This is a genomic window from Spirulina sp. CS-785/01 (assembly GCF_028330525.1).
Lineage (GTDB): Bacteria > Cyanobacteriota > Cyanobacteriia > Cyanobacteriales > Spirulinaceae > JAQMSD01.
Genome location: NZ_JAQMSD010000325.1, coordinates 1 through 20,294 on the forward strand (window position 1 = coordinate 1; position 20,294 = coordinate 20,294).

Here is a 20,294-nt window from a genome sequence, read left to right on the forward strand (position 1 = left end):
GAAATTGTAGAACGAGACACCGTTGTTTCAGACACTTGTGAGAGACATTTTCTCCCCCTCTCCCAAGGTTGGGAGAGGGGGTTGGGGGGTGAGGGCGACTCCAAACCGCCATATCTCGTTACCCACCTTGACAGGGCTGGCGATGCCCACCCTACTACTACTACTACTTAAATTAATTGTTTACGATTCTCAAAACGGAGGGCTAACCCAATGGATAAATTAATCCAGTATCGGACATTGATTAAAGAATTACTATCGCGATATGCTTCCTATAAAAAAGATAATGAAGACTGGGAGTTACAATTAATCTTTGATGAAGAACGAGATCATTATTTATGGTTTGATGTGGGTTGGAAAGGAAGCAAGCGAATTTATCATTGTGTCATTCATTTTGATATTAAAGATGGTAAAGTATGGTTACAGCAAAATTCAACTGACTTAAATCCTGCGGAAGATTTGATCGAGTTAGGAGTGGCGAGAGAGGATATTGTTTTAGGATTTCAGCCTCCTTTCAAACGTCCCTATACGAATTATGGAGTTGCTTAGATTCACAACAAAAACTATGATACAGAAAACTATCTAACAATGTAAAATAATTGATATTATGTCTTTAGAATTTACTGTACAGTACCCAGAAACCTTTCCTGATCTTTTAGGAGATACCCCAGAAGAATTTGAAGCCGAAGCAAAATGGGCGATGGCGGTGAAACTTTTTGAACTCAAACGGTTATCGTCAGGAATGGCTGCAATGTTAGTTGGGGTAGATCGCGTTACCTTTCTTCTTAAGTTAGCTGATTATGGTGTCCCCATGATTGATCTCCCTGATGCTGAACTGATGTCTGATATAAAAAATGCCTAATTCTCCAGTTATTGTTATCAATACTTCACCCTTGATTGCATTAATTGCAGCATTAGGAAGTTTAGATATTTTAGACTCTCTTTACGAGAAAGTGGTTGTCCCGTTAGCGGTTTGTGAAGAAATTTTGAAGGGCGGAAAACAAGATTTTGCAGTATCTGAATTTCAGGAAGCAAAATGGTTAAGTAAGGAAAATCAGCCGATTCAGATTTCTCAATTTTTACTCAATTCTCTGGATTTAGGAGAAGCATCAGTTATTCAAGTTGCGCTTAATCAGGAAATTAAAACGGTCTGTATTGATGAAACAGTAGGAAGAAGGGTCGCTCGTTTAAATGGGTTAAAGGTAACAGGTTCTATAGGAATTCTTCTTAAATATAAACAGCAAGAACCATCATTATCTATCCAAAAGGCTATTCAAAACATGATTAGTCACAACATCTATCTTAGTCAAAATGTAATTAATTTCGCTCTTAAAGAAGCAGGTGAGTTATGACCAAAGAATTATTACCGCCCAATGTTCCCATTCTCTTGGATGGAAAACCTGTTGAACAAATTACCGCGTTTCTGGTGGATAAGGGAGGCAATGATGACCCCCATAAATTATTAGCCAATGAGGGGAAAAGTTTTATTGGTAGTTATGTTTTAGGGATGGGGTTTACTTTTGATGATACTAACCCCAATGCAACCCCCATTGCGGAAATGCACCGCTTAATTGAGGAAAATCCGAAGAATCAAGAGTGCATTTTTCCTTATATTGGCGGTCAGGAGGTGAATAGTAGTCCCACTCATGCTTATCATCGCTATGTGATTAATTTTGGTGAAATGAGTGAGGAGGAGGCGAGAGAATATCCTGATTTAATGGCGATTGTTGAGGAGAAAGTTAAACCTCAAAGAGATAAAATTATTCAACGTGGAAAGCAAATCCACGAATATGATTACTGGAAATTTTGGGATAAACGTACAGAAACTTATGAAGCGATCGCGCAGCGCGATCGCGTTTTAGTGATTTCTCGCATTGGAAATGCTTTTGCATTTACTTTTTTACAAACAGGAATAGTTTATAGTGAGAAAATAGTTATTTTTCCATTTGAGCAAACTTCTATTTTTTGTACGTTACAATCAAGAGTTCATGAAATTTGGACACGCTTTTTTAGCACAACTTTAAAAGATGATTTGCAATACACACCGTCTAAATGCTTTGAAACCTTCCCCTTCCCAAAAAACTGGGAAACCGACCCCACCCTCGAACAAATTGGCGAAACCTACTACACCTTCCGCGCTAACCTCATGGAACGCAACAACGAAGGCTTAACCGACACCTATAACCGCTTCCACAACCCCGACGAAACCGACAGCGACATCCTCCAACTGCGTCAACTCCATGATAGTCTTGATCAAGCGGTTTTCAACGCCTATGGATGGGATGATCTCACCCCCACCTGTGACTTCCTCCTCGACTACGAAGAAGACGACGACACCAGCAACCGCAAAAAACCCTACCGCTACCGTTGGCCCGACGACTTCCAAGACGAAATCCTCGCCCGTCTTTTAGACTTAAACAAACAGCACTACGAAGAAGAAGTGCTACGGGGAGAGAAAGGGAAAAAGACCACAAAATCTCGTAAGAAAAAGAAAAAACAAGAGTCAACCAATACCCTTGACTTAGACTATAGTGCTGACCAGTAACGCGATCATAAAATAATAATGAGCGATATTTTCAGAAAAGGAAGAACAATGGAAATTACCTTAAAGCCCGAACATCAACAAATGTTACAATCATTGGTTCAACAAGGATATTACCACTCTCAAGAAGAAGCCATAGAACGTGCTTTAAACTTATTAGCGCAAGATATTCCCCAAGTCACTGAAAGTGGACTTTATGCCATTGATGAAAAAGAACCCAATGAGCCAATTTTAGCAGACTTAGCAACATCAATCCAAGAAGCAAAAGCAAGTTTTACTTTTCCAGTCTCCCAACTTTGGGATGATCTAGAAGCGGATTAAATCTCGCAATTGGAATTTTTCCATGTTTTGCGATCGCGCCCAACATTAATGACTCTTAAAAAGAAGAGACTTTATTAAACGACGAAATCGCTAACCACTAAAATCTGCAATTCAGAAACACGACTCAGCTTTTTATCATTTGTTAAGAAACTATCACAACCAGTGATAATTGCTGTTGCTATTTGTACTGCATCAGGGAGTTTTAAGTTATAACTTGCTTGTAATTGTGCAGCTTTTAGGCTAATTTTTAAATCAGTTTCTTTCAAGATGATTGACTCACGTTGAAGTAGAAAGTCAGCAAAATTTTGCTGTAATTTTTGATCTTGATTTTTGAAGGAATTGACAAAACATTCCGCCACCGTTACAGGAGAAATAATCCCTTGTAAATTTCCTTGCTCTAATCGTTCTATAACAATTTGTACGACATCGGCAAATTGGGGATGATCTTCAATAAAATAAATAATGGGAGCAGTATCAAGAAAAATTGTTTTAACTCCCTGTAAAACACTGTCTAGACTCACCTACTTACTCCCATAATGCTTGTCTTTCTCCCCACTCATTACGCTGTTGATTAACCCAATTTTGTGCATCTTGACCTTCTAATAAATCGGGAGAAATTCCTTTAAATTCTAGAAAAGAGCGATCACTTTCTTGATTTTCACAATCTTCGATATATTGAACAAGTGCATCATAATTAGATTGATCAGGTGTGTTTTTTGGAGCTTCTAATTCTTGGGCTAAGTATTGGAAAACTTTAAGTTTTTCGTTTTGATTTAGGGCATCAATTTGGCTAATAATCTGCTTTAGACTGGGACTCATGATTTCCTTGTAAAAATTATTACATAGCGTTTTCATCAGAGTTGTAAACTGACTTGTTTGGCAAAGGGAGCAGGGAATAGGGAACAGGGAACAGAAAATCAGGCATACAGTTTTTTTTACTGTTAGAGTAAAACCCCACGGGGTTTTACACCTCATTTGAAAACGCTATACTTTTAAGTAATCTAAAACCACTGGCTTGCTTGTTGCAGAACGTGCTTGTTGAACGATTTGCTCTTTTTTCCCTTGTTCACGAGCTTCCATAGTATGATAGAAAGAAAGCTAATTTCTGAGCAATCGCCCATAACTGATCACCAATCACGCAATGTCTTCCGCCGAAGTCCGCCAACATCTGATCAACAGCTTAAACCTTGACCTCATCGGACCCAACCCCGATGATCGAGACAGAAGCCAAGAAATTATCCTCAACCAAAAACCCTCCCAATGGTATCTTACCGGATTCCTTGTCCCCTACGAAGCCTCTCTAGACAATCGTTCCGATGATACCGCCAATGATGACTTTGATCCCCTCACCGACACCTCTACAGGTGAAGATAATAACAAACCTGAAACCGCGTCAGCCCGCAAAGCCTACTTTCCCTCCTCCATTGGTTTAAGTTTTTTTCTCCCCGACTCAGCCTCCCCCTTAACCCTTCACCTAGACTGGGGAGACTATTACCCCTACGAAACCCCCCCAACAGACTCCCCCCCAGAAGCAAAAGAAAGCAAACTCCAAACCCCCAATCACTGGCGACGCATTCCTAAACAGGCCATCATCCCCCTCAACTTGTCCCAAGTCCAACAAAAAAAGACCATTCCCGTCCCCAACAGTGATGGTTTAGAAATTGTGGTTTATCTCCATTCCCTCACCCCTAATACCGGATTACCTGAAAAGACTCAATCCGTCTCCGTCTTTCTGGTGAATAAGCGCAACCCCCTGAAACCAGACGAGCGAGACAGAGCTTACACCTTCCAAACTCGTCTCGCGGTTGAGAGTAAAACCCCTTTCATTCCTCGTGCGGACCGCAGTGGACAAAATAGCAGCGATCTAGATTTACGCATCGCTGATCTTCAATATCGAGAGGTGTGGGAATATGTCGTAGGACACAACGTTTCTGTAACCGCTAGGGTGGAAAATGGCAGTTGTCACCGCGTCCAAACCGCTTGGCTTCCCCTAGCAGCCGTTGAAAAAGTCGTGGCCCGGGACATCCCCAACGTGGAATTAGAAATGGAAACCTTGGCCACTGTGCCAGATTTCCCCACCCTGAAAAAAATGTTGGACAATCTCCAGGCGGCCTATCAAGAATGGATTGAACAACAACAGCAACAGATTGCCAGTTTAGATACTCCCAACCGTCGAAAAATTGCCCAGGAATTAGTCAAAAAAGCAGCAACAGTGCGGAAACGCATTCAAGACGGGATCAACGTTTTAGCGAAACCTAACGCCTTCGTTGCTTTTCAGATAGCCAACCGTGCGATCGCGCGATCGCTGCGTCAAAGACTCACCCACAACACCGAAAAAGACCCCGATACAGACATCAAACCCCCGCGCTGGCGACCCTTTCAACTGGCCTTTATTCTCACCAATCTGCGAGGAATTGTCGATCCAACCCACCGCGATCGCGAAATCGTCGATTTATTATTCTTCCCCACCGGAGGCGGAAAAACCGAAGCCTATCTAGGACTAGCCGCCTTTACCCTCATCTTACGACGCTTAGAAAACCCTAATATTACCTCAGCAGGAATGAGCGTTTTGATGCGCTACACCCTCCGTCTGTTAACCTTAGACCAGTTAGGCCGGGCTGCCACCCTCATCTGTGCTTTAGAATTAGAACGACAAAACAACCCAGAAAAACTAGGAGAATGGCCCTTTGAAATCGGCTTATGGGTGGGAATGAGTGCCACTCCTAACCGCATGGGCAAAAAAGGCGACAATAACCCCGATACGGCCCGGGCCAAAACCATCGCCTATCAAAATAACAGCAAAGGTAAACCCTCTCCCATCCCCCTAGAAAACTGTCCCTGGTGTGGAGAGAAATTTCAAGCCAACTCCTTCCACCTGCTACCCCGTCAAGATAAACCAACCTCCCTGAGAATTAACTGTATCAACCGGAAACGAGGCAAAAATCGCCAACCGCGCTGTGTTTTTCAAGGCGATAATCCCCTCCCCATCATCGCAGTAGATGAGTCCATCTACCGTCGTCTTCCCTGTTTTGTGATTGCAACCGTCGATAAATTCGCTAACCTCCCTTGGGTGGGACAAACCGGGGCTTTATTTGGGCGTGTCACCCATTACAAGGCAGGAGATGGGTTTTATGGGTCCGCAGATACCACCCCATCAGGAAAGCCCTTACAGAGCTTTCTACCCCCTCCTGATTTAATCGTACAAGATGAATTACATCTCATTTCGGGCCCCTTGGGGACAATGGTAGGACTCTATGAAACCGCGATCGAAGCCTTATGCACCCGCCAACAGCCAGACGAAACCCCCATTAAACCCAAAATTATCGCCTCCACCGCCACAGTCCGTCGTGCAGAGCAACAAATTCGGAATTTATTTTCCCGGCCCACCGTTGATGTCTTTCCCCCACAAGGGTTAAGTCGTAAAGACTCCTTCTTTGCCCAAACCGTCCCCGAAAGCGAAAAAAACGCCCGTCTGTATGTGGGAATTGCCGCCCAAGGCCGCAGTCTGAAGGTGATTTTACTGCGGGCCTATCTCGCCCTACTTGCTGCGGCCCAACAGCAATGGGAAAAGCATGGTGGAGCAAAAAATCCCCATAATCCCGCCGATCCCTACATGACCCTGTTAGGGTATTTTAATTCCCTGCGGGAACTGGGAGGCAGTCGGCGCATTGTGGAAGATGAAGTGAAAGCCCGTTTGAAAAACTATAGCCAACGGAAACGAGACCAGGAAACCAATGTTCCTTTTGCCAATCGGACCATTAGCGACGAACCCCTAGAATTAACCTCTCGCGTGCAAACCAATCAGGTATCAGAAGCAAAACGCCGTTTGTCCCTCTCCTTTGACCACAAGAATCATGTGGATGTTACTCTCGCTACCAATATGATTTCAGTGGGGTTAGATGTCACCCGCTTAGGTTTAATGGTCGTGTTAGGGCAACCGAAAACGGCAGCAGAGTATATCCAGGCCACCAGTCGGGTAGGACGAGATGATCAGCGTCCGGGGTTAGTGGTAACATTGTTGAATATTCATCGATCGCGCGATCGTTCCCATTATGAACGCTTCACCAGTTGGCATGAATCCTTTTATCGAGACGTAGAAGCCACCAGTGTTACACCGTTTTCTTCCCGGGCCCGCGATCGGGGTTTAGCCGGAGTTACCGTAGCAATAGCGCGACTCCTCCACTCCAACTTAACCCCTCCTGATGGTGCAGCAGCAATGGAAACTTATTGCTCTCAGATGGATTTTGTTGCCGATCTGATTGTCCAACGTGCCAAAAGCCAACAAAACACCCCTGGAAACCTCCATCGCCAACAAAACACCCCTGGAAACCTCCATCAATTACAAAAATTACAACAAGAAGTACAAGACTTGTTAAATGCTTGGCGGGACTTGGCCGGGGATTTAGGAAAATTGCAATATCAGCGAGAAATTAGCGGTTTTCCCCCTTTATTACGAGATTTCCTTGATCCAGAACTCGCCCAACTGTCTGCCAGAGAGAAGAAGTTTCGCGCCCAGCGCAGTTTACGGGATGTCGAACCCAGCGTCAATATCTGGGTCAAAACCCGTCGAGACCATCAACCAGATTAAAGTGAAATGGCTAAGGGAACGCAAAAAAAACAAAACAATACTCGGCCTCATGGCGAATTGCGCCAAAGTCAACTGCTCACCTCCTATGGTGCAGGTGCAATGGTCGATTTGCCCAATCAATCCATTATCATCGGCGGCCTCAATCACTGGTATGGCTATCGGGATTATCCCATAGACGAGGAACGTCTCGCCCAACGAGTTAGTGAAATTTTAGAGATCAGTTCCGTTGATCTCTATGCCCCCCCTCATGCTCAAACTGATCCCAGTCAGCCGAAAACCGGAATCGGTGCATTTGTCTTCCCAAAATGGTTTGTCGCCCAACTTGAAGAAACTTACTTCTCTCGTTCCGGAAAACGTTATCAAACACGCCCCTTAATTCCAGAAAAACGCCTGATTAAAGGGAAATATGAAGACGAAAACCGTAAAAAACATTCCGTCGTTCCCGTGCGTTTTGTCCAAGCCTGTCGTAATGGTCATATCAGCGATATTGACTGGTATATTTTTGTCAATCAGGACTGTCGCAGTAATTGCCCCGCCCAACTCTGGTTAGATGAGGGCGGGACCGGTAATGACTTTGCAGACATCTTTGTGCGTTGTAGCAAGTGTAAGCAACGCCGTCCCCTCTCTGATGCAACCATTCCAGATTTTGCAGCCTTGGGATATTGTAAGGGGGAACGTCCTTGGCTCGGAGAGGATGCCCAAGAACAGTGTCGTCACCCTGAAACGAAAAAAGCAGAACGGAATCGGTTATTGGTGCGCTCTGCTAGCAATGCTTATTTTTCCCAAGTTTTAAGCGTTATTTCCTTACCTGAATCGGATCAAGCCCTACGAGATGCCGTCAGTCGAGTTTATGAAGATTATTTGAGAGAAGCAGATCAAGACGATATTGCTTATTGTCGCCGGAAAATGTACAAGGTGACAGAGGCATTAGAGGGATTCACCGATGAGGAAGTCTGGGAGGAAGTCCAACGACGACAACAAGGAGGCGAACCGCCCAAAAAGACCATTAAACAAGCAGAAATTGAAACCCTTTTATCTGCGAATACAGTGGGGAAAGATACCCCCGACAGCGATTTTTATGCCTATGTCCGTCCTTTAAAGTCTTTACCTTCTCCCCTCACCGGAAAACTCGATAAAGTCATTCTTGTTCCCCGTTTACGGGAAGTTATCGCCCAAGTAGGGTTTACCCGCTTTGAACCAGCCCTCCCTGATATACAGGGGGAATTGCCCGATGAGGAATTGGAAATGACGGTAGGACGAGCAGCCCTTGATTTTGAACCCCGATGGGTCCCTGCTATTGAACAACGGGGAGAAGGAATCTTTTTGTCTTTTAGTGAAACTGCGATTAACGAATGGATAGAACAACCCGCAGTGAAAGAACGGGGACAATTATTAAGAAAAGGGTTTAAAGCCTGGTGTAAGCGTCGTAACCTGACTCAAGACAAGGTGGAGTTTCCTGGCTTGCCCTATATTATGCTCCATTCTCTCTCTCATTTGTTGATCACTACCGTTTCCCTAAAGTGCGGTTATTCCGCCAGTGCCATTAAAGAGCGCGTCTATGCCGGGGAAAGTGGCTACGGTATCCTTCTCTATACAGGGTCATCGGGGTCTGAGGGAACATTAGGAGGACTCATTGAAGTGGGGAAGGGGATTGAATACGATTTAATCGAGGCGTTAGACGCAGGGAGATTATGTTCTAATGATCCCTTATGCGCTCAACACCAACCGGATAATCATCAAGAGGAACGATTTTTACACGGGGCCGCTTGTCATGGCTGTTTATTGATTGCTGAAACCTCCTGCGAACGTCGCAATGAGTTTCTCGATCGCGCTTTAGTTACCCAAACGGTCGGAGACCAAGATACCGCATTTTTTCCTCAGACTGGGTGAAATACTCTCAACACACTATTGACACTAATAAAGGACTGTACTAACACTAACGCTACTGCCGTGAATGAGCAAACAATCTAACTCGACAAATCCAAAGTGCAGGCCGCGTAACCATTGTACCCTGTCACGGGAGACGGAATCCCAGAGTTGCGCGATCGCATCACCGCCATAGCGAATCAATAAATTGCATACGCCCATTCCCTGTTTGTATCCGCCTGTATTGCATACGCCCCTTCCCCGATCGCATACGCCCATTCCCTGCAAAAATGTAAAAAGAATTGCCAATCCCAACAATCAACAATGACATTTCTCAACAATAGCGATCGCCTTTTTAGGCAAACTTATTGTTTAACTTTCCCAATCCTCATATTGCAACCCATCAATTCGGCTAAATTCAGATATATTGTGAGTAACCAAGACAAAATTGTTTGCCAATGCGATCGCTGCGATTTGTAAATCATAAACCCCAATGGGCGTTCCTTTCTTGTTTAATTGAGTGCGAATCAAACCCGCAATTTCAGCAGATTTACCATCAAAATTAAGTAGATTAAATTGTTTGAAAAAACGCTTGAGTTTGGCAATATTATCTCCTGTTTTTTTGCTTCGATAGGCTCCAAAGTATAATTCAAACTTGACAATTGTACAAAGATTGATTGTTTTTGGTTCTTCCTTAGCTAATCGCCTGACAACAGCTTCATGGCTATTGTTGAGCAATTTAATACAGACATTGGTATCCAGCAAATAACTCATAGTAGAAGTTCGCGTTCTTGTTCTTGTGGTTGGGGTTCTCGTTCCAGTGGTTTTCCTTGCCAACCTCCAATAACTTCCTCAAAAAAGCCAGGTTGCCATCCTGCTTTGTCGGGGTGAATTATGACTTCAGATTCTAACACTCGTTCTAAAATTGCCATTATCTCTTCTTCCAAACTGCGATCGTTGGCTCGTGCTAGAATTTCCAGTTGCTCTATTAAGCTTGGCTTAATTTTTTCTAAAATAATTTGCGCCATCGGTTTTAATCTGTGATTCTAACTTTAATTATACATTCCTTTTCTTCTTCGGTAAGGTGGATTTGATATCTTATGCCGTTCACCCAAAATTTGTCCTAATAAAGGACTGTTTTGAATTGTATGGCATTGCTTCCGCCTCTAGGAGAATAAAGCACATAACTCGCTTCACCGGGTTTCCTCCCCACATTTCCCACTCCAATCGCTTGTCGGGGTTGAGATTGGATGGTTTCTGGGGATTGCTGACTGTCCAAGGTGGTGACAGTTGCATTGATGGTACTGGGTTCTAATTGGTACTCATACGCAAGACCGGAACGACCGCAAAATAAGTAATTCACTCCCATGCGTTGTAAACGGTCTAACATTCGCCACGGGGGAGTTTTGGGACTGAGTTCTTCGCTAACACTCACGCTACTTCCGTGAATCAGCAAACAATCTAACTCGATAAACCCAAAGTGCAGGCCGCGTAACCATTGTACCCTGTCACGGGAGACGGAATTCCAGAGTTGCGCGATCGCGTCACTGCCATAGCGTTCGCGCAATTCTACCGGATCAGTTGTCGTCCCCACCCCATACAACGCAAAACATTGTTCTTCCCACCAACCAATACACGCTTGCGGTTCGGGTTCTCCTGGTTTGGGGGAACGCAAGCGATCGATGGTTGCGTCATTATCGGGACTCAATCCTACAATATCCCCCAACACATACAACGCTTCCACCGCAGTCTGCTGCTTCACATCGGCCAACACTGCTTCATAGGCCGTTAAATTACCTTCAATTCCACTTAAAATTGCCCACATTGTTTTGATTTAATTTCCCTTTTTTATTTCTCCTTCGGAGACGCTGCACGTTGGCGACAGCCTCTCGTAAGAGAAACGACACGCGCATATTATTAAAATTAGCTAAAACTGGGACTATGACGAATTAAATTCATAAACTCTTGACGAGTTTTTGCATCTTCTGCAAACACTCCCCGCACTGCACTACTAGAAGTCCATGATCCCGGTTTCTGGACTCCTCGCATCACCATACACATATGAGTCGCTTCAATTACCACTGCAACCCCTTTGGGTTGTAACAGTCCTTGTAACGCATCCGCAATTTGTTTGGTTAAGCGTTCTTGGACTTGTAACCGTCGCCCATACATCTCACAAATTCGGGCAATTTTTGATAAACCAATTACCTTCCCATCAGGAATATATGCCACATGAGCGCGACCTAAAATTGGTAAAATATGGTGTTCACAAGAGCTAAATAAGTCGATGTCGCGGACTAAAACCATTTCATTGGTATCTTCATGAAAAACAGCCCCGTTGAGTAATTCATCTAAAGATTGGTGATAACCAGAGGTCAAAAATTTTAGGGCTTTAACAACTCGTTTTGGGGTATCTTGTAATCCTTCACGATCTGGATTTTCTCCCAGTCCTAGCAGTAAAGTCCGAACCGCTTGACGCATCTCTTCTTCAGAAACAATCGGTTGAGGTTCGGTTTCTAAAGAGGAGGGTACAGTTACGGATTTTTGTTGTGTTGAAAAAGTCATAAGTTTGGGGGTAAAAGACTAAACAATAGAAACAGAGTTTTGTAAACAACCTTCGAGTTGTTGCTGAATTTCTTGCGTGTTGAGATGACGACCAATTAACACTAATTGATTTTGGGGAGTCTCTGGCCAATCTTCAGCTTTTAAATCATATCTTCCTCCACTCAGTTGGAAAATATAACGACTTTCTGGCACATCAGAAAACCAAAGAATCCCTTTGCCGCGAAATACATTATTTGACATTTGATTTAAAACCTGCTCAAATTTATTTACATCAAAGGGGCGTTCGCTCTGAAAAGACATGGACATAAATCCATCATTTTCTAAGTGATGAGAATGGTGATGATGATGCTCATGATGCTCATGATGCTCATGATGCTCATGATGCTCATGATGCTCATGATGCTCATGATGTTCTTGTTCTTGATATTGGTCAAGTTCCGTTAATCCAACATCTAAAATAAGCGGTAAAGGAACTTCTCCGTATTGACTGCGAAGGATTCTCGCTCTATCTTTGATCGTTTGAATGTATTGCTCTAATTCCTCAACTTTTTTTTCCTTCGCTAAGTCTGTTTTATTAAGGAGAACAATATCACTCAAAGCTACCTGTTGTAAAGCGGCTTCACTATCAAAATGATCGGGCGTAAAAGTTTCTGAGTCAATCACTGCAATAATTGAATCTAAGCGCGTTAGATAGCGAAACTCAGAGCCTACAAATGTTAAAATAATCGGTAATGGGTCAGCAACTCCAGTGGTTTCAACAATCAAATAATCAACGGGTTGATCGCGCTCTAAAATATTATAAACTGCCTCTATTAATCCCTCATTAATGGTACAGCAAATACAACCGTTACTTAATTCTAACATATCTTGATCGACAGAAACAAGTAACTGAGAATCAATATTAATATCTCCAAACTCATTCACCAAGACTGCAACTTTCAAATCTTGATTGTTTTGCAAGATTTGATTGAGTAAGGTTGTTTTACCGCTTCCTAAAAACCCCGTAATAATCGTAACAGGTAGCCCACATTTGGGGATTTCAATTTGATTAGACATGATCTTTTTTTGATAAATTCCAGTAAATTTAATTCCTGTGAGAGAGATAAAAATCCTCCTTATCGTTCACAGACATGACTAGCATCTTCGGCCTTTTCAGCAAACTCTAACCCCCTGGCTAAACGCCAAGCAAAAATAGCAGGTAATCCCTTTTCTATAATAGCTGCACAAGTTTTTTGATAGTCGTATTCCACTTCTCGCAAAGTCACCGCTTGGGAGTCCGTATCATAAAGAACATAGGTTGCATTGGGTCGTCCGTGACGCGGTTCTCCTACCGAACCCACATTAATAATGCGCTTTAAGGGTGCGCTAAAAATTAACTCTTGTACTTCCTCCGTTGGTTGCTTCACCTTCACTTGCAAGGTTTCACTGTTGAGCAGTCGTGCATAGGGAATGTGAGTATGGCCGCAAAATAAAACATCCGTCTCCGTTGTTAAAACCCGTTCTAAGGCAGCAAACGCATTCATTTCCGGTAATAAATATTCGTGGTTACTGTGGGGAGAACCGTGAACAAAACAGAGATTATCTTCTTTGAGGGTTAAAGGCAGTTGCGCTAAATACTCACGGGTTTCTGGGTGAACGTTTTGGTTCGTCCATTCATGGGCCAAATGTCCCCGTCGTTCCGCAATGAGGGAGGGATAACTACATTCGCAAGCATTTAAACCTTCCACAATATCTTCATCCCAACACCCTTGAACGGTGGGAATATCTAACGAACGAATTTGTTCGACTACGGCATTAGGAAAGGGCCCGTAACCGACGAGATCACCGAGACAATAGATTTTGTCTGCTTTTTGTTGTTCGATATCCTGTAAAACTGCATCTAAGGCTTCATAATTGCCGTGAATGCAGGACATGACTGCAATTTTCATACTACTGTTACCTCCGGTTCTAGGTCGAGAGATGCTCGAATTTGTTGTTGATAATGGTGGAGTTGTTCGTCGGAGAGACAACAGTCATCGAGGGTTTGCACAATGGCTTCTCGTTGCAACTGATAGCCGCAAATTTCTAACCCACTCAACCGTTGGGGACGGCCTTGCAACCATTGGGGCCAGTCTAAGGCTGCAAATTCTTCGTTAATTTGACCTTGGACAAAATCCCCGTAAACTGCTTCCCCACTGGCAATTTCTAAGATGCCTTTGGCCCGTATCACCTCTCCGTAAGCTCCTTGAAGGAGTTCGTACCAAAAGACTGCTAAACTGGCAAAATCAAAGACTTGGCCGTTCAGTTGACTGCGGTGAACTTGGGGGGGAGAGGCGTGGAAGTCTGGGGGAAGGGGGAGGGGGTTGCCTGAGTGAGTTTGGTTGGCCCAGTTGTGCCAAGGGGTTTCTGGACTATTGGGGGGGAGAATGGCAACGCGATTCTCCTCCGGAGACGCTACGCGAACGCATTCCGTCTGTTGCAATAACGGTTCAATTCCCGCTAAATCCAAATACCAAGGCAATTCCAGATAGGTTATGCCCTCCAACGAGTCCAGAAGTTGGGCTTCTTGCCCCGGTTGCAACACCCGCAGACTCGGAAATTCGGTCCCTAGCCAGGCGGCATCAAGGGGCAGGGTTTCGGTTTTAGGACTCAAGTAACGGGCATTTTCTGGATTGTGTTGGCGGAGATGTTGAGCAATCCAATGGGTTTTTCCCACCCCTGGGGGGCCACTGACAGCAACAAGCATAGGTAAATAGAATGATAATCGTTATCATTATAGCAAAAAAATCGAGGAGTTGGGAATTTATGGGAATGAATAGCCAGATCAGGCTTTTGGGGGTAGGGGAGTCGAATGTATGCCATTAATACCGAGACTGATGAGATATGCGATCGCGGCACAGAGTACAATAGTGGCCCCAGAAGTCAGATTGAGAATATAGGACAATGCTAATCCTGCGATCGTGAAACTCAAACAAAGTCCGATTGCCAGCAGAATCATCTTTTTAAGATTCTGAACATAGAGATTGGCGATCGCAGCAGGCATAGATAATAATGCAATCAGTAAAATAACCCCCACAATCCGCATTAACATAGCAGTCGTTAACGCAATCATCACCATTAACAGGAGATAGAGGGAATCCACTGGCACATTTCTCAGTCTCGCAAAGGTATCATCAAAGGAAATCGCCAAAAACTCCTTATAAAAGGCGATTACCAGCACCACAATGAGCATATCAAGCAACAACATCATCCCAAGGTCTTGCTTAGAAACCGCCAAAATACTGCCAAACAAATAACTCCGCAAATTCGCCGTATAACCCTCCGTTAAATCCACAAAAATGACCCCAATCGCCATGCCAATCGCCCAAAGCATCCCAATCACTGTATCTCCTCGGAGTTTTGTTTTCGTTTCTACAATCCCCATACCAAGGGCTGCAAAAACACTAAACCCAATTGCTCCTAACACCGGATTAAAGCCAAAGAAAAAGCCCATCCCCACCCCTCCATAGGCTGCATGAGCAATCCCTCCAGCAATAAAAACAATGCGATTAATAACCACAAAACTGCCAATAATTCCACTAGCAATACTCGTTAAAACACCAGCAAACAGTGCATTTTGCATGAATTCTTGTTGCAATATTTCCAGTATCATTTTCTCAAGCAAGAGAATTTCGTTTAATTTGTTCAAGTTCCTGACTATGGCTGTAAAAAGACAATTGCCGATCTAAATACCCCACCGCTTTCACATCAGACGAAATAGGTTCAATATTATGGGAAACCATCACAATTGTCACGAAATCATTTAACTCTCGTAGGAGATTATAAATCCCCATTGAAGATTGGCGATCTAAACTCGCTGTCGGTTCATCTAGCAATAAAATACGGGGTTCTGTTGCTAAAGCCCTAGCAATATAAACACGCTGTAATTGTCCGCCAGATAATTCACTAACCACCGCATCACGCCAATCTAGTAAATTCACTGTTTGCAAGGCTTGTTCTACCCTTTCCTCATCGTAAACATTAAAACGAGAGAGTAAGCGACGTTTCCCCAAACGCCCCATCCTCACGACATCCCGTACAGAAATCGGGAAACTCCGATCAAACGTGGCATTTTGGGGAACATAACCGATATAACGACGACCTTGCCTTGTCTGGCGGCCTAAAATATTAACCCGTCCCTGTTGAGGAATTAGTAACCCTAACAAGACTTTGAACAAGGTCGTTTTTCCTCCTCCATTTGGGCCAATAATAGCCAAATAGTCGCGTTCATGGATAGTCAGATTGATATTTTTTAAAACTGTATGTTGTTGATATCCTGCCCAAAGTTGTTCAATTTCAATGACGACAGAAGAACTCTTTGAAATGTCCATTATCTTATCTAAAAACAGTACAATTTTGCTAAATTTTGGCGAAAATCTAACCAAAACCTCCGTTTTTTTCCAAAAACTCCCTATCCCAATTCCTGTTCCCTATTCCCTATTCCCTATTCCCTATTCCCTCCTCTCACAGTTTACTTACGGACTTTTTCAGCAAACCCTACTAAAAAGTGTTAGTCCAAAATTTGTTTAAAAGTATTGGCAACTTTACGCATATTATTCATCCAATCTTCTGCAAGGGGGTCGATCAAAACGACTTCACCCTCAATAGAATTGGCAATCGTTTGTGCATCTTCGGTGCTAAACTGAGGTTGAGCAAAAATCACTTGAATGTCTTCTGCTTCGGCTTCATTGATCAACTTGGACAGTTCCGCCGCACTGGGTTCATTACCACCGACTTCAATGGGGAGCATTTTTAAATTATAGGTGTCTGCGAAGTATCCCCACGCGGGATGAAACACCATGAAGGTTCGGGTTTCAATGTCCGTTAAGCTGGTTTCAATGGACTGATGGAGTTCCTCAATTTCGGCAACAAAGGCTTCGAGGTTATTTTTATAGGTTTGTTGGTGTTCGGGATCGAGTTGAATGAGGGTATCATAGATGGTTTGCGCTTGTTTTTTGACAAGGGGTGGAGATAGCCAAATGTGAGGGTCGGGGTTGGCTATATTTTGGTCATTCTGATGATCTTCACCATGATCCTGTCTAGTGGTCATGGGAATTTGCTCAATCCCTTGAGTCAGATCGATAACCTGCATCTCTGGGTTAATCGACTCCATACGTTCCCACAAGGCATTTTCAAAGGGAAGGTGAATACGGACGTAGGCATCGGCATCGCTCAAACTCTCCAGTTGTCGAGGTTTGGGTTCGTAGGTGGCAGGATTTGCTCCTGGCGGGAGTAAGATGTCGGTTTGGACGCGATCGCCCCCCACTCGCTCTACAAAATATTTCTGCGGTGGAATACTCACTGCGATGGTTAAAGGTTTATCGGCTTTGACGGTAGAAGTGGGAGTGGAGTCAGAAGCGGTTGAGGAGTTGGGGGGGTCCGAGATTTGACCGGAATCACAGCCAAATAGAGAGATTGTGCCTAGTGCAAAAGAGGCCATCAGCAAACGAGAATTCTTGAACATGGTTAAGTTGAGGTTCTTTTTGAACGATAATGATAATCATTATATAACTTGAGTTGTCTAAACGGCAAGAAAAGAGAGGTCTTGCCGTTTGGGGTTCAGAAGCGGAACGTGAGTCTCAATGTGCCGACTAAAACATCGGGATTGCGGATGGATTGATGTTGTCGGTCTTTCGGTGCGTCATAGACCTAATTGTTGCCGTGGTCGGAAATGCGATCGCTCAACGTCTGGGAGTCGATACAACGACCTTAGAAACCTATCGTCGAGAAGGTTTGTTCTTAGATGACCTTTCTTGCTGCGATAACAATTGTGTTTGTTGAACAATAAGATTTATGCTGTGTTGCTATATCTGCCCTAGCAATCGGTCATAATCTGCGTGCGAACCGATCCAAAACCAAATCACCGTGTCTCCTTCTACTTGACCAACTGCTCGGTAATTCTTGTTGATGCGAACAGAGAAAATTGGAAGTTCTGGATGCACTTTCTTAAAACGCAGGCTTGGATAGCTTGAGTCTTGCTGAAACTGGCGATAAGCTGCACGGGTTTGTTGTTGAACCTGCTGAGGCAAATCAGCAAACATTTTGCGAAATTGAGCGGTAGTGCGTGATTTCACAGCTTATCTGGATCGAGTTCTTGGGTTTCACCATCGTGGTACTCAGCCATTGCTGAAGCAGCCAGCTTGGCGAGAACGTCCGGAGAACGGGAGAATGAATCGTCCCAACGCCTTTCATCCTCAATTTCCTCTAAGATAATTGAGGCAATTGCGTTCTGTTCACTTTCAGTCAAGGTCTGTAACCTAGCGATCGCACGCTCAAGTAACTCCGTCATTGCTATTTCACTCAGAGCATAAACTATATCTTCTTTATTATCGCTGTTTGCAGCCAAATTGAGCAGAGTCTGAAGTTCATCCACCTGATCGAAGCATATCTAACTTGAGTTTTGCTAAACGGCAAGAAAAGAGAGGTCTTGCCGTTTGGGGTTTAAAAGCGGAACGTGAGTCTCAAAGTGCCGACTAAAACATCGGGATTGCGGGCGGATTGATTGGGGGCGGTTAACCAAATCACCCCAGGAGTTAAAAAGATATTATCTGTGACTTTATAGCGGTAAAATCCTTCGATATGCCAAGGAATGGCGTTGTCTGCAATGAGATCGGTGAAATCTTCCCCTAAATCCGTACCAAAAAACCAATTGCCTCCCGTTTGGAACGGTTGGGGGACTTGCGATCGCGTCGTATAGGGAGAAGCTCCAACCACAATCCCCCCTAAATTCCCCTCTCCCCCCAAATCAGGAAAAGCTAGGGACAGGCCATAGGTCAAGATATCCGCACTACTGCCCGTATAATCCGTCGGTCCCCCTGGAAAAATAAAGGCCGTTCCCCCAGAAGTATTGACATTACTGTAGGCCAACCAACCATTCACAGCAAACTTAGGACTCACCTCCCACAAGGCCGCCACCCCATAGGAATTCACCGATACTTCTTGGGTAGGGATCACAGGTAAATTGGCTTGGGTTGTGCCGCGATCGCTAAACAAGATGGGCAGATTGCTAAACCCAGACTGGGCCGGATGGTAACTGTGGTTATAGGTCAAGCCAAAGGAAAAATTATCACTGGGTTGAATCGTCAATTGTGCGAGGGCCGAATAGCGACCAGCAAATAATCCCCCAGCAAAGGGGTCGTCTGGCAGGGGTTGTGGGGCAGAGGCATTGTTGGCATAGGGGGCTAAATAGCCGGCACTGAAACTAATTGCATCACTGAACTGATAAGTCAGTCCTAACCCTGCTCCTGTAAAGTTATAGATATCACTGCGCTGTCCGAACACCGATAACGACCCCGTTCCCCCATTGCCATCATCCCAACTGCTGAAGGTGGTGGGGAGATAGGCTCGATGTTCGCCCCCTGTGGCCATAATCGCAACTCTAGCGCGATCTCCCAAGGAAAATTCATAGCTCAACTCGGTGATGCCAATGCTATTGTCCGCAGCTAAAGAAGCAATATCGTTAAAGGTTTGTTGCCCTTCTGGAGAAAACTGAAGTCCTCCCACATAACCCCGTAGGGGGTCAGGCCCGTACTGAAATCCCCCGTCTCCTCGGTTGGGGTGGGGGAAATTACCACTGGTTAAACGGAGGTTTAATCGGTCTGTCCCGGTGAAACTGGTGAGAAAGTCCAAACGGACGCGGTTGGCAAAGACTGTCCCTTGGTCGGGACTTTCTAGGTCGGTGGTTTGGGGGGGGGTGAATGCAGGGAGGATGGAGGGAAAGGTGGTGGTTGTTCCCGTTCCAGTTAACACATCCGTTAACGCAAAGATGGCTTCTCCTCGGAGTTTAGTGGTGGTGGAAAACTGGTGATCTTCTAAAAATGCCGTCTGCGCTTCTAGGGTATCGACTCTCGTTGAGAGGGCGGCCAGTTCGCTTTCAAATTCCTCTGCGAGTCGTCTCAGGGTGTCTAAGTCTTCTCGACGGGCAAGATTGGTGGTGGTTTCGGCTAAGAGTCGTTCTATCTGTTGCAAGCAGGCATTGAGTCCGGCAGCAAATTCGTAGCGACTGAGGGGACGGTTGCCGCGAAATGTCCCGTCGGGATAGCCCGCAATGCAATCATACCGTTGAATGAGGGTTTGCAAGGCTGTAAATGCCCAGTCTCCTGGTGAAATATCTCGTAATTCTGAGACTGTGTTGAGTTGGGACATGGGGGAGTTCGGGGCTATAGGGGCAGCGATCGCACTACTCCCTAACAACAAGGTAGAAAGTCCCACCAACCCCGATGTAGCAAGCGTTCTGAACATTTAATGTTTTCCTCACGTTGGCTAAACGACAAATTTTGATAATGATTATCATAATTACATAAAAATGGTTATGATAATCATTATTATTTTGAAGACCAGAGAATTTTCAGCAAACCATGACCTATTCCCCCCATCCAGTGAACCCAGACTGTCCCC

22 protein-coding genes and 2 pseudogenes are annotated in these 20,294 nt (G+C 44.4%); 8 read left to right on the forward strand and 16 right to left on the reverse strand.

Annotation, left to right across the window (positions count from 1 at the left end):
• Nucleotides 1-210 precede the first annotated feature (210 nt).
• Genes PN462_RS21500 through PN462_RS21520 form a run of 5 tightly spaced genes read left to right on the forward strand, consistent with a single transcriptional unit; the run spans nt 211 to nt 2,860 of the window.
• Nucleotides 211-546, forward strand: coding sequence for a XisI protein (locus PN462_RS21500; protein WP_272130901.1), 336 nt, complete (start codon nt 211-213; stop codon nt 544-546).
• A gap of 58 nt (nt 547-604) precedes the next feature.
• Entirely contained in the window at nt 605-859 is a 255-nt protein-coding gene (locus tag PN462_RS21505) for a UPF0175 family protein (RefSeq protein ID WP_272130902.1), read from the forward strand.
• Nucleotides 852-1,349, forward strand: coding sequence for a DUF3368 domain-containing protein (locus tag PN462_RS21510; protein ID WP_272130903.1), 498 nt, complete (start codon nt 852-854; stop codon nt 1,347-1,349). The genes PN462_RS21505 and PN462_RS21510 overlap by 8 nt, the downstream gene beginning before the upstream one ends.
• The gene (locus PN462_RS21515) at nt 1,346-2,542 is read left to right on the forward strand and encodes a type IIL restriction-modification enzyme MmeI (protein WP_272130904.1); all 1,197 of its coding nucleotides are present in this window, start codon (nt 1,346-1,348) and stop codon (nt 2,540-2,542) included. The genes PN462_RS21510 and PN462_RS21515 overlap by 4 nt, the downstream gene beginning before the upstream one ends.
• A 48-nt stretch (nt 2,543-2,590) precedes the next feature.
• Nucleotides 2,591-2,860, forward strand: coding sequence for a hypothetical protein (locus PN462_RS21520; protein WP_272130905.1), 270 nt, complete (start codon nt 2,591-2,593; stop codon nt 2,858-2,860).
• 74 nt (nt 2,861-2,934) lie between these two features.
• Here PN462_RS21520 and PN462_RS21525 read toward each other — a convergent pair whose 3' ends face one another.
• Both PN462_RS21525 and PN462_RS21530 read right to left on the reverse strand, forming a co-directional pair.
• The gene (locus PN462_RS21525) at nt 2,935-3,381 is read right to left on the reverse strand and encodes a type II toxin-antitoxin system VapC family toxin (RefSeq protein ID WP_272130906.1); all 447 of its coding nucleotides are present in this window, start codon (nt 3,379-3,381) and stop codon (nt 2,935-2,937) included.
• A gap of 4 nt (nt 3,382-3,385) precedes the next feature.
• Nucleotides 3,386-3,679 (reverse strand): hypothetical protein, encoded by a 294-nt coding sequence (locus PN462_RS21530; RefSeq protein WP_272130907.1) that lies wholly within the window; start codon nt 3,677-3,679, stop codon nt 3,386-3,388.
• A gap of 322 nt (nt 3,680-4,001) precedes the next feature.
• On the opposite strand from PN462_RS21530, the gene drmA reads away from it, so the two are divergent.
• Both drmA and PN462_RS21540 read left to right on the forward strand, forming a co-directional pair.
• Nucleotides 4,002-7,448 (forward strand): DISARM system helicase DrmA, encoded by a 3,447-nt coding sequence (gene drmA / locus PN462_RS21535; protein WP_272130908.1) that lies wholly within the window; start codon nt 4,002-4,004, stop codon nt 7,446-7,448.
• A gap of 6 nt (nt 7,449-7,454) precedes the next feature.
• Nucleotides 7,455-9,338, forward strand: a complete 1,884-nt coding sequence (locus PN462_RS21540) for a DUF1998 domain-containing protein (RefSeq protein ID WP_272130909.1) — start codon at nt 7,455-7,457, stop codon at nt 9,336-9,338.
• Between the two features lie 30 nt (nt 9,339-9,368).
• Here PN462_RS21540 and PN462_RS21545 read toward each other — a convergent pair.
• The 11 genes and pseudogenes from PN462_RS21545 to PN462_RS21595 all read right to left on the reverse strand — a co-directional run.
• A pseudogene (locus PN462_RS21545) lies at nt 9,369-9,521 on the reverse strand (metallophosphatase); the annotation flags it as partial.
• 165 nt (nt 9,522-9,686) lie between these two features.
• Complete coding sequence (gene vapC, locus PN462_RS21550) at nt 9,687-10,088, reverse strand: type II toxin-antitoxin system tRNA(fMet)-specific endonuclease VapC (protein ID WP_272130911.1); 402 nt, start codon at nt 10,086-10,088, stop codon at nt 9,687-9,689.
• The gene (locus PN462_RS21555) at nt 10,085-10,342 is read right to left on the reverse strand and encodes a FitA-like ribbon-helix-helix domain-containing protein (protein WP_272130912.1); all 258 of its coding nucleotides are present in this window, start codon (nt 10,340-10,342) and stop codon (nt 10,085-10,087) included. Before PN462_RS21555 ends, vapC begins: the two co-directional genes overlap by 4 nt.
• Before the next feature lie 95 nt (nt 10,343-10,437).
• Complete coding sequence (locus PN462_RS21560) at nt 10,438-11,139, reverse strand: metallophosphoesterase family protein (protein WP_272130913.1); 702 nt, start codon at nt 11,137-11,139, stop codon at nt 10,438-10,440.
• Nucleotides 11,140-11,237: 98 nt separating this feature from the next.
• Complete coding sequence (folE, locus tag PN462_RS21565; protein WP_443029252.1) at nt 11,238-11,879, reverse strand: GTP cyclohydrolase I FolE; 642 nt, start codon at nt 11,877-11,879, stop codon at nt 11,238-11,240.
• An 18-nt stretch (nt 11,880-11,897) separates the two neighbouring features.
• Nucleotides 11,898-12,935, reverse strand: coding sequence for a CobW family GTP-binding protein (locus PN462_RS21570; RefSeq protein ID WP_272130914.1), 1,038 nt, complete (start codon nt 12,933-12,935; stop codon nt 11,898-11,900).
• Between the two features lie 59 nt (nt 12,936-12,994).
• Nucleotides 12,995-13,807: a metallophosphoesterase family protein gene (locus PN462_RS21575; protein ID WP_272130915.1), complete on the reverse strand. Its 813-nt coding sequence runs from the start codon at nt 13,805-13,807 to the stop codon at nt 12,995-12,997.
• On the reverse strand, nt 13,804-14,604 hold the full coding sequence (locus PN462_RS21580) for a GTP-binding protein (protein ID WP_272130916.1): 801 nt from the start codon (nt 14,602-14,604) through the stop codon (nt 13,804-13,806). Before PN462_RS21580 ends, PN462_RS21575 begins: the two co-directional genes overlap by 4 nt.
• A 78-nt stretch (nt 14,605-14,682) precedes the next feature.
• Complete coding sequence (locus tag PN462_RS21585) at nt 14,683-15,480, reverse strand: metal ABC transporter permease (protein ID WP_272130917.1); 798 nt, start codon at nt 15,478-15,480, stop codon at nt 14,683-14,685.
• Nucleotides 15,481-15,514: 34 nt separating this feature from the next.
• Nucleotides 15,515-16,228: a metal ABC transporter ATP-binding protein gene (locus tag PN462_RS21590; RefSeq protein WP_272130918.1), complete on the reverse strand. Its 714-nt coding sequence runs from the start codon at nt 16,226-16,228 to the stop codon at nt 15,515-15,517.
• Nucleotides 16,229-16,407: 179 nt separating this feature from the next.
• Nucleotides 16,408-17,361, reverse strand: a complete 954-nt coding sequence (locus PN462_RS21595) for a metal ABC transporter solute-binding protein, Zn/Mn family (protein WP_272130919.1) — start codon at nt 17,359-17,361, stop codon at nt 16,408-16,410.
• Nucleotides 17,362-17,555: 194 nt separating this feature from the next.
• On the opposite strand from PN462_RS21595, the pseudogene PN462_RS23725 reads away from it, so the two are divergent.
• A pseudogene (locus PN462_RS23725) lies at nt 17,556-17,678 on the forward strand (NAD(P)/FAD-dependent oxidoreductase); the annotation flags it as partial.
• Between the two features lie 23 nt (nt 17,679-17,701).
• Here PN462_RS23725 and PN462_RS21600 read toward each other — a convergent pair.
• The 3 genes from PN462_RS21600 to PN462_RS21610 form a co-directional block, all read right to left on the reverse strand.
• Nucleotides 17,702-17,971, reverse strand: coding sequence for a ParE family toxin-like protein (locus PN462_RS21600; protein ID WP_272130920.1), 270 nt, complete (start codon nt 17,969-17,971; stop codon nt 17,702-17,704).
• On the reverse strand, nt 17,968-18,186 hold the full coding sequence (locus PN462_RS21605; protein WP_443029253.1) for a hypothetical protein: 219 nt from the start codon (nt 18,184-18,186) through the stop codon (nt 17,968-17,970). Before PN462_RS21605 ends, PN462_RS21600 begins: the two co-directional genes overlap by 4 nt.
• A 152-nt stretch (nt 18,187-18,338) precedes the next feature.
• Entirely contained in the window at nt 18,339-20,138 is a 1,800-nt protein-coding gene (locus tag PN462_RS21610; RefSeq protein ID WP_272130922.1) for an iron uptake porin, read from the reverse strand.
• Nucleotides 20,139-20,294: the final 156 nt, after the last annotated feature.